Here is a 15,316-nt window from a genome sequence, read left to right as displayed (position 1 = left end):
CTGATGCGGCGACTGAAATAGGCATTATCAACCAGTTTATAAACAACGCTGCTGCCTTCAACAATATCAATGACAAAACTAGCTTGTTGGTAAATACTTGATTAATAAAAGTATAATGATGATACTTTGTATCAAGCAAATGCCATGCCATACCAATAATGGGTTTCGTTTGATCAGTGGTTGCGGATCAGATAATGACGCACTATTATCCGGATTAAAGTCTTGTAAAAACTCGCCAATTGCTTGATGACGTGCATTGGTATTACGATGAAGTGCTCTTAGTAACGCTTGCTGACTGGTCGCTGGCACCCGTTTTTTTTGTAGCAAGTCTGTAGGAACTATTAAGGCATCATGAGCACTCATTAACCTTTGAGAAGCAAAGGGACGCTCTCCAGTTAATAACTCAAAACCAATAACTGCAATTGAAAATAAATCAGAACTTACCCCTTTTGGTGCATCAGTGTAATATTCTGGTGCAGCATAGTGTAAATCTCCAACAGGGGGTCTGGTGTTGTCTCTTATTATAGAAGATGCGACAGATCCAAAATCAATGAGCTTTACCGCACCCGACTTTGTAAGTAATATGTTTTCTGGTTTGATATCTTGATGCAAGAGATAATTGCGATGCATAACCCGAACTGCCATACCAATCTTAGTCAGTAAATCATAGGTTTGCCATACATCGCATGGGCCATTGCGTTCCATAAAAGCCCGTAAACTCTCCCCCTCGATATACTCGGTTAAATGATATAAATAAGTTGAACTTGCTGGTACTGGATAGTAGCGCAGCAATCCTGATTCGCCCAGCCCCGATCCTACTGGTACTTGGGTATTATTTTCGCTACTTTTTGGACTTTGATTTGGGTTGGCTTGATTGTAAGCGACTTCGCCTGCACGACGGTGTTTTGAGAGACTAAGACCAATTTTTCGTTCTTTTAAAAAATCACGCAGATAATGGCCATCGTCAACTGTCATAAGACTAGGCGATTTTAAAGCATATTGATTCCCTACATTATCATGCACCAGATAGACTTCACTACGGGCTGTTCTTGCAATAATACTATCCACTATGAGACCATCGACTTGATCTCCTACCTCAAGCCCAGTAGGCAGTTGATAGCGAGTTGGTGCAATAGTAGAGTCAGAAAATAAACGCGCTTCACTATCATTTAATGACCTATCATTTGATAAGGTAGTACTTCTATCCAGTTGAACATTGCTATACTTATCATCACTAAGATCTTCATTATCATGCTCTTTACGCTTATCTGCGTCCATTTGCCTACTCTGGGTCAACATTAAGCCATCTATGTCATCGCTTATGTTTGATTTATCTTTATCTTTATCTTTATCTTTAAACACAGTTAAATCACTTTTATTAGTAAATACCGTTAAGTTACTTGGCTTATTGGAAGTCACTGTTTTTTTACTGTTTATTTTGAGTTGAGCTTTAGACTCGGTGTTTGGAGAAGGTGGCGCCCCCATACCTAGCATAATCATACTTAAGTTATCATTGCTGCCCTCAGTCAACGCAATATGGCATAAATGGCGACTCAGCTGCCAGTGAGTTAATTGATTCCAATCTGGCGTGTTCTCTAAATGTGAGACTGCAGCGCTAAATTCAAACTGCATTTCAACGGGATCTATAAATTCATAGACTCCATCAGTCATGAGCGCCAAGTATTCATTCTGATGTAGCGTAAATACCATTTGCTGTAAATCTAAACGGCTATCAGCCCCAATAGCAGCCGATAATGCCCCTTTGTCTTGCCCATGATGAATGCGATGATCCTCGGTAAGCACAGTCAAATTATCAGCGCCAACACGATAAATTCTTGAATCGCCAGTGTGAAACAGATGCACACGGTCGCCAATACAAAGCACGCCAGATATAGTGGCGAGCAAAGGCGGCACCCGCTGATAAGCTTGAGAGAAATACATGGAGTCGTTGGTTTTAATCAGGGCAGACTTAATAATCCCTGCAACACTATCATCATCTAAGATGACTTTATAAGCATCTTTTCCGAAATGACTGGATTCGATGACACTCTGTTGTTGTAATTTTTGTAGCCCTTCAATGATAGCCTCTACCGTTATTTCAACTGCTATTTGACTGGCCTGCTTAGGGAACTGGCAGGCACTTACTCCATCAGACAATACTGCCAATACAGGTAACTTACTGGAATCAATAGCTTTTTGAATATTATCAGCAGGGCTTTTATCAGTTAAAGAGTGGTAACATTGGTTAATATTGGTTTCATGATTAAGGTCACCCTTCTTACGAGGATAATTGTCAGTAATTCTGGAGTCAACATTATATTGATTAGCAGATTTGATTAACGGCGCAATTAGAGAGCTATTGTCCCGTACGTTATCTCTAATTTCAGTCTTATTACTAGCTTTTGGAAAATATCCTGTCAAACAGGTAGTAATAATCAAACTGTCCTGATTCTCAGACTTACGTCCTGCCATCGAATAAAAATCAAGCCACCAACTTGCATGTGAGACAAATTGGTGGCTCGATTTAATTTGAGACTGATTCTCACTCTGTTCAGCAGGGCCATTAATAATACTCAACTGTTTCTCCTGATAACACATTCATCCTAACGTTTAAGAATAGGTCTGCTCAGTGTTAAACCACTTAACAAAACCTGTTTAATTAGAGTAGAACCTGTATTCAAAGCCTATAATTGGCTATTTTTAGCTAAAATACACCACTACTTGGTTAAAATTAGGATTAAATAGAATGACTATTCAATCCGAGCTTTTAACTTAATCGTGCCTCGTATTGACTCATTTTATTCTAAAAATCTCCTAACTTTGGCTTATGAATACAGTTCTTAGTATTGTTAATAAATCAATGGCCCACTCTAATTTCAGCGAATGACCCATCTGGCATTTCTTCTAAGATAACTCCTGAGGGCTCTTTTAAGAGGAATAAAGCTAAGAAGCCGACAACTGCTGTCGCTGCAATGACCATAAAGAATACTTGATAACTTACTAAGCTCAATACAGTGAGATAAACCACTGAGCCAACATTACCATAAGCACCTGCCATACCCGCAAACTGGCCTGTCATGCTTCGCTTAATTAACGGTATGACTGCGAATACCGCACCTTCACCGGCCTGTACAAAGAATGAGCAGAACATCGTAATGATTAACGCTAAAAATACAGGCCATGATGAATCCACTAATCCCATCAAGAAATAACCAATCGCTAATCCAGCCGTTAAAATAAGAAGCGTACTCTTACGACCAAATCTATCACTTAACCAACCGCCACCTGGGCGAGACATTAAGTTCATAAAGGCATAAGATGACGCTAATAAACCTGCAGCGACGACCGATACCTCAAAAGTTTCAAGGTAAAATAAAGGTAGCATAGAGACAACCGCTAACTCTGAACCAAAGGTAGCAAAGTAAAGTATGTTTAGGACACCCACTTGTTTAAAATCGTAACGCTGTGCTTCAGGTATAGGGGTGGTAAATACGTCCTTATTAAAGCGATAGCTACTAATAAACTCATAGACATATAATAATGCTAAAGCGACATAGATAACATTGACCCAAAATTGGCTTAATAAGTTTACCCCTATTGGCGATAATTTCCATGCCAGCAGCGCTAGAGCAAAATACATGGGAATCTTAAACACCATCATTAACCAGAAGTCACCTTTTGAGGTCACTGTCATCGCACCATGCTTCTTAGGTTTAAAGTAAGTATGCCCCTTTGGTGTATCACGAACCTTCGCATAGAAAAGAATACTGTATAACGCCATTACTGCGCCAGAAGTCGCACAAGCATAACGCCAGCCTTCATCACCACCGAACCATGCCGCAAACCCAATTGCCATCGTCGGTAGTAACATTGCTGCGGCGGCCGAACCAAAGTTGCCCCAACCGCCATAAATACCTTCAGCAGTACCGAGTTCATTAGCAGGAAACCAATCACTCATTAAGCGAATACCGACTACGAAGCCGGCGCCAACAAAACCTAATATGAAGCGTGATAAAGCTAAGGTCGTATAATCTTGCGCAAATGCGAAAGTAAAACATGGTATAGCGCCTAGCGCTAAGATACAGGTGTAGACAATTCGAGGGCCGAACCTATCGGTCAACATGCCGATAATGACCCTTGCTGGAATCGTTAAAGCAACATTTAGAATTAATAAGGTTTTAACTTGTTGTTTTGATAAGTTTAATGTGTCACCAATGGCTGACAAGAAAGGAGCATGGTTAAACCATACAAAGAAGGTTAAGAAAAATGCCATCCAGCCTAAGTGGAGGATTTTATTTTTTCCAGCGAAAGATAAGATGTTCAACTTACCTTTACTTGGAGGGACGGTATTAGCTGATGACATACAGGCTTCCTTAAATCGGATGAGAAGTTATGATATGCAGCTTTGAATTTAGCTACACAATAGTTACCTTTTGTTAGTTAATCTAAATAAAAAATAATCTAAACAAAATTTATGAACAAATCAGTAACCTTGTTTTAAAGTTTGCAATCCCTATGCCACCCGCTTTTTTAATTGACGAATCACAATATCTAAACCCCTTCTTATGCTATATATAGTGCCTTCTCATAGTCCTTATTTATATTGCCTCCTACCTCTGTTTCTGGTTAATTCGTATGAAACAATTTTTCGTAATCATCCTATCTAGAAACTATTTGCAAATGCATTCCTACTTATTGCATATAGTCTAAGCAGCTAATCTGAGTGCATGATTAAACTTTAATATTTCTGCTATACAGTATCTAGGTTTCGACAAGATTTATGCTCTTTATCAATCTGCTGATAACACCTATTTATATTAATAAGTAATACATTTATTACTAGTCGTTATTGATAACCTCTATAGTTTGATATCAACTCAATAAAATGCACTTTAAAAGCGCAAAAGTACAGCTAAATACGAATTAAGCATCAATATAGTGCAATTAAACTATTGACGATTCATTTTTACCTTTCTAACATAAATTAATATAATCCCCTACCTTCTGACTGTACTATCATTTTTCCTCATGCTTTAAAACCCTTTATAAATAGGCCTAATACCTACTGACCAACTCCCTAATCTTATAATTTATCGGTGTTATGACAAACTGACTTTCATGACGGTCATTTCGCCTTTTATAACCACTGGCACGAATATTGAATGCAGTTAAGATAGGCACTAGGTAGCAAGCCTCCCTTTACCACTAGCCATTCATACAACAGGCCATTCCTTATCACAATCTAACCCTGACAACAAACTCCCCCTTAAGAGTTATTGAGACTGCCACCTAACCTCTACCTAAAGGATATAAACATGAGTAAGGCAACTATGAGTAACACAGCAAATAATGAAGAGTCACAAGGCAAATTAATTATTGTCGGTAATGGAATGGTCGGCCATCATTTTATTGAAAAAGCAATTGAACTTGGCTTAAACAAACAATACGACATTCATGTATTTGGAGAAGAGGATCGTCCTGCCTATGATCGTGTTTATCTCTCAAGCTATTTTGAACACAAAGATGCCAGTAAACTAAACCTAGTCGACTTAGCAGATTATGAATCAGCAAACATTACGCTCCATCTGCAACAGCGCATTGTCGATATTGATAGTGACCGCAAAACCATTACTACCGCACAAGGTGATAAAGTAGATTATGCCAAGCTGGTATTAGCCACAGGCTCCTACCCCTTTGTTCCACCTATCGAAGGCAGAGACCATTCACATTGTCAGGTATATCGAACCATTGCTGACTTGAATAACATTTTAGAAGTAGCCGAGCAACCAAATGTCAAGAAAGGCGTGGTGGTGGGGGGTGGTTTACTCGGTCTTGAAGCGGCTAAAGCATTGGTAACCCTTGGCCTTGAAACCTACGTAGTAGAATTTGCTCCACAGCTGATGGGGGTTCAGCTTGACCCTGCGGGCGGCGACATACTTAAAAAGAAAATTGAGGCTTTAGGGGTTACCGTTTTAACAGGTAAAAACACCAAAGAGATTATTCATAATCGCCGTGTGTCACTTAACTACGATATTCACCAAAAAGACAAACAAGACGAAGTAAACCTAGTTAAAGAAACCTGTCTTACTATGCAATTTACCGACGGTACTGAGCTCGATACCGATATGATTGTATTTAGTGCCGGTATACGGCCACAAGATGCCATCATGAAAAATAATCCTGAGTGCGGCGTGCAGATAGGCGAACGTGGCGGTATATTAATTAACAACCATTGTCAGACTAACAATGATGACATTTATGCCATTGGCGAATGTGCAGTTTGGGAAAATAAAATATTTGGTTTAGTTGCGCCTGGTTACGCAATGGCAAGCATTTGTGCTGCTCAAATTGCCGGAGAGACTGACAAAACCTTCACTGGTGCTGACATGAGTACCAAGCTTAAATTGATGGGTGTTGACGTAGGCAGTATCGGTGATGCTCAAGGCAAAACTGAAGGTTGCCTAAGCTATATTTATCAAAATCCCAATGAAGGCATTTATAAGAAATTGGTTACTAGTAGCGATAATAAAAAGCTACTGGGTGCGGTAATGGTTGGCGACACAGAAGATTATAACAACCTATTACAACTATTCTTAAATGATATAGACTTGCCCTTACATCCTGAAAGTTTAATTCTACCTAATGTCGAAAAACCGGCAATGGGTGTTGATAACCTACCCGATACCGCAACCATTTGTTCATGCTTCAATGTCAGCAAAGGCGCTATATGCAACGCCGTAGATAATGGCTCGTATTCTTTAATAGATGTGAAAAGTGAGACTAAAGCAGGCACAGGGTGTGGTGGCTGCGCGCCAATGGTAAAAGATATTCTAGCGTATCAGCTTACCGAACTTGGATTTGAAGTGAATAATAACTTATGTGAGCATTTTGATTACTCTCGTCAAGATTTATATAACTTGGTACGTGTGCATGGCTATAAGACCTTTGATGAGCTGCTTACAGGTCATGGTCATGGCCGCGGCTGTGAAATATGCAAGCCTGCTGTTGCCTCTATATTATCTTCTTGTTGGAACGACTATATATTAAAAACAGAACTAGCCCCTCTACAAGAGACTAATGATTACTACCTTGGTAATATTCAAAAAGATGGTACCTACTCTGTTGTACCCCGTGTGGCTGGCGGGGAAATAACGGCTGACAAGCTAATAGTATTAGGTCAAGTCGCCAAAGACTTTAACCTGTATACCAAAATTACAGGCGGTCAGCGTGTGGACTTATTTGGTGCTCGTCTTGAACAACTGCCAGACATCTGGGAACGCTTAGTCAATGCTGGCTTTGAAACAGGGCACGCCTATGGCAAATCGTTACGCACCGTTAAATCCTGCGTGGGTAATAACTGGTGCCGTTATGGAGTGGCTGACAGTGTTGGCCTAGCCCTAACGCTGGAAGACCGATATAAAGGCGTACGCTCACCGCACAAAATTAAAATGGGGGTATCAGGATGTACTCGTGAATGTGCCGAAGCCCAATCAAAAGACTTTGGGGTAATTGCTACCGAAAATGGCTGGAATCTTTATGTTGCCGGAAATGGCGGCATGGTGCCCCGTCATGGCGAGCTATTTGCTACTGACCTTGATACAGATACTCTAATTAAATATATCGACCGCATTACCATGTTTTACATCAAAACTGCCGATAAATTGCAACGCACCTCAAAATGGCGTGAAAGCTTGGATGGCGGTCTCGATTATTTACAACAGGTCATCATCGACGACAGCCTCGGCATCGCCCAAGAGCTTGAAGATCAAATGCAGCTCCTCGTTGACAACTATGTTTGCGAATGGAAGGCGACCATTACCGACAAAGAGAAACTCAAACGCTTTCGTCATTTTGTAAACAGTGAACTCGGTGATGACAACGTCGTATTTGTGACTGAGCGTAAGCAAATTCGCCCAGCTACTGAAACCGAAAAGAAAGCACTGGAAGCAACGGTTTAATACGTCGTCACTAAGTTAAGTCACGTTATCTTATCACATTGCCTAACTATCCCACTGTTTAGGCCACTTATTCTCACATAACTTATTTTCATGCAACTTATTGTCATTTATTAGATCCGGTAATAAGTTGCGCCTCCTATTGAACAACACACTATAAAGGACAGTCTTATGACCTATCAACATATTTGTAAGCTTGATGACATTATCCCAGATGGCGGTGTTTGCGCCCTATTAGAAGGTAAACAAGTGGCTATATTTCGCACTAAAAATGACGAACTGTTTGCCATTGATAATTTTGATCCTTTTAGCAAAGCCAATGTGCTATCTCGAGGTCTAATTGGCAGCACTATGAATAAAATACAGCGTGAAGACGGAAGCATCGATAAGGGTGAGACCCTTTATGTCGCCTCTCCCATCTATAAACAACGCTTTGACTTGGCCACGGGTCAATGCTTAGATGATGACAGCGTTAAGTTAAGCATCTTCCCTGTTGCCCTTGAAGGAGATAGCGTGTTAATCAGTTTAAAAAATGAGGTGCCCGCTTAAAAGTTTAAATAATAAATATTGAATCAAAGTAAGGTTTCAGTTTTAAAGTCTTGCTTATTTGAAAGCCCTAATATTTGAAGGTCACATTATTTCAAAGCTGGAGTGTTTAAAAGTACGATAACTTACTTATAGACCTTGATTTAGCTTAAGGTTAGCTTAGTATAATTACTATTTCATTAAATTAATCAAAAATGTCGAAAGATAGGGGTTTTGGGATAAAATTTAACTTTTTACCTACCTTCTATTACCTACCTTTAATTAGCATTTTTGATTTCATCTAACTGATATATTTAAGCATTATGATACGCTTATAATATTATATCTTTTAAGATTAAGGCGTTAATAATGAAAAGACGTGATTTTTTGAAGCTAAGTGGCCAAGTTACTCTAGCAAGTGCTGTCCTTACCCAACTGACTGCCTGCTTACCTGACATAGATGACTTAGGCTATGAGGGTGCTATGCCTTTTCTGCATAGTGTTGCTAGCGGCGACCCCTTATATGACAGAGTGATATTATGGACGCGAATTACCAATGATGGCAGTATTGACGCCCCTGTTATTCCAGTTGGTTATGTGGTTGCCACCGATCCAGAATTTAAAAAGGTCGTCGCGAAAGGTAAAACCACCGCCAGCCTTGAAACTGATTTTACAGTTAAGGTTGACCCTCTTCTGCCTGAAGCGAACACCACCTATTACTACGCCTTCGAAGCACTAGGATATATTTCTCCTGTAGGTAGAACTCGCACAATTCCACATCCCGATACACCCGCTAATGAGGTTGAACGTATACGTTTGGCCGTCGTCTCATGCTCTAACTATGGCTTTGGCTACTTCAATGGCTATGCCGATATTGCCAGCCAACCTGATATAACCGCTGTCTTACATTTAGGCGATTATATCTACGAACATCAGCAAGGGTTTTACTGTGACCCTTTTCTCATTAGTAAACGACCCTTAGACCCTAAGCACGAGATTATTAGCTTAGAGGATTATCGTCGTCGATACGCCTGTTATCGCACCGATATTGATTTGCAAGAATGCCACCGTCAGCACCCCTTCATTGCTGTTTGGGATGATCATGAAATTGCAAATGACGCTTGGAAAGACGGGGCACAAAACCACCAAGCAACAGAAGGCGATTATATAGAACGTAAAATGGCAGCGGTTCGCGCCTATCATGAATGGATGCCTATTCGCAGTGATACCAGCAATCAACTCGACCCCCAGCTGCGTATCTATAGGCGCTTTGAATTCGGCAAACTCTTTGATTTAAACATGCTTGACACCCGTATTTTTGGCCGTCAAAAGCCTGATGCGGCAGCCAGTAACGAGCCAGAACGACAACTGTTAGGGCTTGAGCAAGAAAACTGGCTTTATCTAAGTCTTTTAAAGAGTAAACATCGAGGGTCAACTTGGCAAGTCTTGGGTCAGCAAGTCATTCTTGCACCATTCAAAGGCAGTTCTGCCACCTTTTCAAGTGATTTATGGAATGGTTATGCCAGCGCTCGTAAGCGCCTGCTAGATTTTATTGACATTAATAAAATTAACAACACCATAGTTTTAACCGGTGATTATCACGCTTCATTCGCGTTTGATATATGCCAAGATCCCTTTAATAAACAAACGTATAACTCAGACACAGGTAAAGGCTCAATTGCGGTAGAGTTTGTCTGCCCCGCCCTCACTTCAGGCACCTTTCCTGAAATTGCCGGCCCCCTACTCAACCCGCATCAAAAGTTTAATAACCAATTCGATCACGGCTATATGCTTCTTGATATTACCAAACAAAAATTCCAATGTGAATGGTATTTTGTTAGAACCCTAATTCGCCGCAATGCCATTTGCTATTATGCCAAAGGGTTGTACACGCAGGTTGATACCAATCATCTGGTCGAAGGTCAGCAAACAGCGCCGATGTTTAACCCACCCGCCCTATCGCCGAGCAAAAGAGCAGAAGGTGTTAAAAAGTCTCAGCTGTCTTAGAATGATCAGCCGTCTAGGATTGCTTGTTTAGCATTACTTTGACTATAACAGACATGGTTTTAACTTTAAGACATTTAATGCAAGCCCAAAAAAAGATGAGCCCTAAAAAGGACTCATCTTCGAATCATGGTTTACAACATCAAAGAAGGATAAAGTTAAAGAAGGATAAAGTTGATTTGAGCACTTAAATAAACCAAATTACCCGCCTCTATCGTCTACGCTAGTTTAGCTCTACCACAATATCATATGTTAGTGGACCGTTGCGATATTCGCTGCCTTCATAACTTACTCGCACCACATATTTGTCATTTTGTTCAACCTCAAAACTACTGTTTGAGAAGTGATGTGTGACCGGTAATATTAAGACAGCGTCAAAGTCATCTGGCTGAACGTCAACAGTAATACGATCGCCTTTACTAGCGAAAATAAAATAATCGCAATAGTTCTTTTTTAAGACCTCTTTAGTTCTGACAATTCTGTTTGAATCCACTTCTGTGGCAATTAGCTTAGGACATTTATCGTGACGACGGGCAGCAAAACGGGCTTGGCTTATCTCCAAAGATTCTGAAAATGCTTCTTTTGTCTCATCTGCTGTAGAGGGTATCTGCACTGGCTGAACCACCTGAGGCATACTAACATCATAGTGATTTTTATCTGCGATCATTGGGCTAATGGGAGCATTTGATCGAGTTAAGTACCCTTCAGAAATTTCAGGCAAACCCACTATAGACGCATCCTTCCAATCCCCTTCTTCGGACTTCAAAGGTTTGCAGGCGCTTATAATGAGCGTAAGCAAGAAGAAACTCAATACAAGAGGTTCTGATGGTAATTTAGATTTCAAACAGTGCCCCTTTTTTTAATAGCAATCTTTAATACTAAAATTTATATAGTTAATTTGTTAAAATGATTGCTTATTATACCATCTATGGTGTCCTAATAAGATATTACATACAGTTTAGTTACATTTTATAGGTTGACTTAAATTATAAATAAATCTAGCAGTTAAGCAGCTTTATGAGATGTATAAATATAAAATCATCATAATAAAACCATAAAATGGGCGTCATGATGTGAGTTAAGCTTGTCTGACATCTTAGCAATATTTCATTGTTTCATTGTTTTGCTAGCGATAATCGATATTATGAGAGTTATAGGAGTTATAAGAGCTATGAGAGCTATGAGAGTTAAGAGTTATGGGAGCTATAAGATAAGCGGTATAAGAATGTATTGATGAAAAAAAGGGGTTGCACAAGATAACTCAAGCACCTTTATACTTGGCCTTATTGAAGACAAATTGAAGTTGTTAACACTGCTTATAACTCATCTCTTGCAATCTATTGAAAGATATAGATGAGTTATAGTCAGAAGTGACAACGTATTGGCATCCTCTGCCCTGTTATTTTATCAGCGTATATGTTGAATTTTATTAATACTCACTCTGCAACATTCGCTAAGTTCGCTAAGTTCGCTAAAGTTAGTAATACCCTAATGTTATCTGGTCACTGCTTCTACACCGCTAGACTTTGCTATTAATAGTGTGTCTGCTTGATTGGCGGCAAAAATACCATTACACACGACACCAACGATATTATTGAGTGTTTTTTCCATATCACTGGCACTTTGAATATTAAGGTGATAAGTATCTAAAATAACGTTGCCATAATCAGTGACAAAGCCTTCACGGTAAACAGGCTCTCCCCCTAGTTTAACAAGCTCTCGTGCCACATAAGATCGGGCCTGTGGCAGTACTTCAATAGGTACTGGAAACTCACGCCCAAGTTGAGTAACCCACTTACTGTCATCAACAAGACATAAAAAATTCTTTGAAGCTGCCGCCACTATTTTTTCACGAGTGAGCGCCCCACCTCCGCCTTTGATAAGCTGTAGGTTTGGATTTACTTCATCAGCACCATCAATATACAAGTCAAGCTCGCCTGTAATATTTAAATCCATTACCTCAATACCTAGGGCTTCAAGTTTATTTTGAGTAACTTTTGAACTAGCAACCGCACCTTTTAGCCTAACTCGTGGTAATAAGTCAATCAGACAGTTGACCGTACTCCCTGTTCCCACACCTAAAACCATACCATCATCAATGTACTTAAGTGCCGCTTTAGCGACTTCTTGCTTCAGTTTCAATTGTTCACTCATATTTGCCCCATTGAATGTTAATTATAAGGTTCTGCATGTTTTAGTTGGGTTTGCTGGTAAATACCTTACTTCATTATACAGCTATATTTTAGTGATTTAACCTTCATTATTTTTAAAGCATATGAATACCTGTCTAATAGCTAATAAATCTAGTGGGGTAAGTAATTAATCTTTAATTATAAGGGTAATAACCAATTGGCATAGGTTAATTGGAGCCTAAACCTTGCACGATTGTTAAAAACAGCATAGGCTTATCAGTTATTAAAATTTCTTTAAATCGAGTCTCGCAGGATTATCTATGTTATCAAACTGGGTTCGCAACATTCTTCAAGCAACTGTATATGAAGCCGCTATACAAACCCCTTTGGACATCGCCCCAAAACTATCCTTTCGTTTTAACAACGATATCCGCTTAAAGCGCGAAGATTTGCAGCCTGTATTTTCATTTAAACTACGCGGTGCCTACAATCGTATTAGCCAGTTATCTGATGTACAAAAATCCAGTGGCGTTATCTGTGCTTCAGCCGGCAACCATGCGCAAGGGGTTGCGTTCTCGGCCAGTAAACTTGGTCTTAATAGTATTATTGTGATGCCTACCACTACGCCTGAGATAAAAATAGAAGCTGTGAAAGCATTAGGCGGCAATGTAGATCTATATGGAGATAGTTTCGATATTACTAACCAATATGCTATTGAGCGTTCAAAAAAAGAAGGGCTGACCTATATTCCACCTTATGATGATGAGCTGGTCATCGCAGGTCAAGGCACTATTGGCCTTGAAATCAATCAGCAATGGCGAGATATGGACTATGTGTTTGTGCCTGTGGGTGGGGGTGGTCTCATTGCTGGTATTGCTGCTTTTCTAGGAGATGTGGCACCTCACGTTAAAGTCATCGCTGTGGAGCCAGAGGGTGCAGCGAGTCTAAAGGCTGCACTTGACGCCAACGAACGGGTTATCTTACCCCAAGTTAGTTTATTTGTTGATGGTACCGCAGTTGCTCAAATTGGCGACCTACCCTTTCAGGTGGTCAATATGCAAAAAAACGATGGCTCAGGTAAATTAATTGAGTCTGAGGTGGTTACTTGTAGCAATGACGAAGTTTGTGCTGCCGTTAAAGATGTATTTGAAGAGAACCGCACCATCGTTGAGCCGTCTGGAGCACTGGCACTTGCTGGCATGAAAAAGTTCCTAATGAAGCACCATATAACCAATAAAAACTGTGTTGCCATTATCTCTGGCGCTAATATGAACTTTGACAGATTACGCTATATTGCTGAACGTACAGAAATTGGCGAGAAAAAAGAAGCTATTTTTGCTGTCACGCTTCCAGAACGCACAGGCGCTTTCTTGGAGTTTTGTCGTAGTTTAAAAGGTCGTAATATTACTGAATTCAATTATCGCACTCGTAGTAATAAAGCACCTGACTCTCTACAGCCTGCCACAATATTTGTCGGCATTGCGCTAAAAGAAGGCGAAAAAGAACGTCAAATCATTGCCACTACTTTAGAGGAATCTGGCTATGACGCTCAAGACTTAACCGATGATGACATTGCTAAATCTCATATACGCTACTTAATCGGTGGCCATGCTGGCGTAGAGGATGAGCAAATCTTTAAGGTTAGTTTTCCTGAACGTCCAGGAGCATTGTTAAACTTTTTAGAAAAGCTGGGTCAAGATTTTAATATCACATTGTTCCATTACCGCAACCACGGGGCAGCCGATGGTCGGGTATTGGTGGGGCTACAAGCCTCTGATACCAACTCGCGCGCGCTACAAGATACGCTTCAAGATATTGGATATGAATGTACTCCTGTGACTGATAACGTGGGTTATCAAATGTTTTTAAAATAAGTTAGCATCTAGACTAACTCGTTTAAACAAGTACGATAATACGTTAAAATCTTTATTCTATAATAGGACTGATATTTTAGAATAAAGATTTTATCCAACTTGCTTAGTTAGGCTATAACTAAAGCCCTTAAAAATCGATGCAAGACAACCGAGTAATAGTACGATAATGGTAGGCTAAAGGTTAACACCGTAGAGTTTTACAATTTGACCGACTATACTTTAAAAAAGTTCAGATTTATATTTATAAGGTAACTCATACAAGGTAAACATTAAAAGCATACTATGTCGAAACAACAAAATACGCCTGCATCTACCGCTAAAGTGCGCTTAGATAAGTGGCTATGGGCAGCACGTTTTTATCGTACTCGGAATCTTGCTAAACAAGCAATTGAAGGTGGTAAGGTACACTTTGCAGGAAGCCGAGTGAAAACCAGTAAAGAAATCAGCGTTGGCGATGAGCTAACCATTCGTCAAGGCTCAGCCACAAGTATGAGTGAAAAAAGCATCATCGTAAAAGCATTATCTACCCAGCGGGGTAATGCTACGATTGCCCAAACACTCTATGAAGAAACTGAAGAAAGTATCAAACGGCGTGAGTTCTACGCTGAGCAGCGCAAGTTGGCTAATTTGGCTCGACCTGATACAAAGCCAAACAAAAAACAGCGCCGCGACTTAAAACGCTTTAGATATCAAAACGATTAAATCTTATATTATAGTAGGTGCTTTTTAAACAATCCGCCCGCAAAATTTAGCTGATATGACTAACTTACTCACATAACTTACTTACCATCACTTACTTAAATGACTAACTTAAATAGCTAACTTA

General features: G+C 39.9%; 9 protein-coding genes. 5 read left to right on the top strand and 4 right to left on the bottom strand.

The genetic code is table 11. From position 1 onward, the window contains the following. Nucleotides 1-78: 78 nt before the first annotated feature. Nucleotides 79-2,472, bottom strand: a complete 2,394-nt coding sequence (locus AC2SLL_RS00795; RefSeq protein ID WP_486529906.1) for a bifunctional protein-serine/threonine kinase/phosphatase — start codon at nt 2,470-2,472, stop codon at nt 79-81. Nucleotides 2,473-2,857: 385 nt separating this feature from the next. Beyond that, entirely contained in the window at nt 2,858-4,363 is a 1,506-nt protein-coding gene (locus AC2SLL_RS00790; RefSeq protein ID WP_486529764.1) for a NarK family nitrate/nitrite MFS transporter, read from the bottom strand. A 952-nt stretch (nt 4,364-5,315) separates the two neighbouring features. On the opposite strand from AC2SLL_RS00790, the gene nirB reads away from it, so the two are divergent. The 3 genes from nirB to AC2SLL_RS00775 all read left to right on the top strand — a co-directional run bounded on the left by nirB (nt 5,316) and on the right by AC2SLL_RS00775 (nt 10,487). After that, entirely contained in the window at nt 5,316-7,958 is a 2,643-nt protein-coding gene (gene nirB / locus AC2SLL_RS00785) for a nitrite reductase large subunit NirB (protein ID WP_486529763.1), read from the top strand. A 168-nt stretch (nt 7,959-8,126) separates the two neighbouring features. Then, nucleotides 8,127-8,504 (top strand): nitrite reductase small subunit NirD, encoded by a 378-nt coding sequence (gene nirD, locus AC2SLL_RS00780; RefSeq protein WP_486529762.1) that lies wholly within the window; start codon nt 8,127-8,129, stop codon nt 8,502-8,504. Between the two features lie 345 nt (nt 8,505-8,849). Further along, complete coding sequence (locus tag AC2SLL_RS00775) at nt 8,850-10,487, top strand: alkaline phosphatase D family protein (protein ID WP_486529761.1); 1,638 nt, start codon at nt 8,850-8,852, stop codon at nt 10,485-10,487. A 220-nt stretch (nt 10,488-10,707) separates the two neighbouring features. On the opposite strand, the gene AC2SLL_RS00770 is transcribed toward AC2SLL_RS00775, so the two are convergent. Beyond that, nucleotides 10,708-11,328 carry a hypothetical protein gene (locus AC2SLL_RS00770; RefSeq protein ID WP_486529760.1) on the bottom strand — a complete coding sequence of 207 codons (621 nt, stop codon included), beginning with the start codon at nt 11,326-11,328 and terminating at the stop codon, nt 10,708-10,710. A gap of 650 nt (nt 11,329-11,978) precedes the next feature. Further along, nucleotides 11,979-12,638 (bottom strand): ribose-5-phosphate isomerase RpiA, encoded by a 660-nt coding sequence (gene rpiA / locus AC2SLL_RS00765; protein ID WP_486529759.1) that lies wholly within the window; start codon nt 12,636-12,638, stop codon nt 11,979-11,981. A 298-nt stretch (nt 12,639-12,936) separates the two neighbouring features. Here rpiA and ilvA point away from each other — a divergent pair, with 298 nt between their 5' ends. Both ilvA and AC2SLL_RS00755 read left to right on the top strand, forming a co-directional pair. After that, the gene (gene ilvA / locus AC2SLL_RS00760; RefSeq protein ID WP_486529758.1) at nt 12,937-14,490 is read left to right on the top strand and encodes a threonine ammonia-lyase, biosynthetic; all 1,554 of its coding nucleotides are present in this window, start codon (nt 12,937-12,939) and stop codon (nt 14,488-14,490) included. 282 nt (nt 14,491-14,772) lie between these two features. Next, a complete protein-coding gene (locus tag AC2SLL_RS00755) occupies nt 14,773-15,192 on the top strand; it encodes an RNA-binding S4 domain-containing protein (RefSeq protein ID WP_486529757.1) in 420 nt (139 codons plus the stop codon). Nucleotides 15,193-15,316: the final 124 nt, after the last annotated feature.

It is taken from the genome of Psychrobacter sp. CX97, from assembly GCF_057396285.1.
Note: the sequence above shows the minus strand (reverse complement) of the source record. Positions and strands in the feature narration are given on the sequence as shown.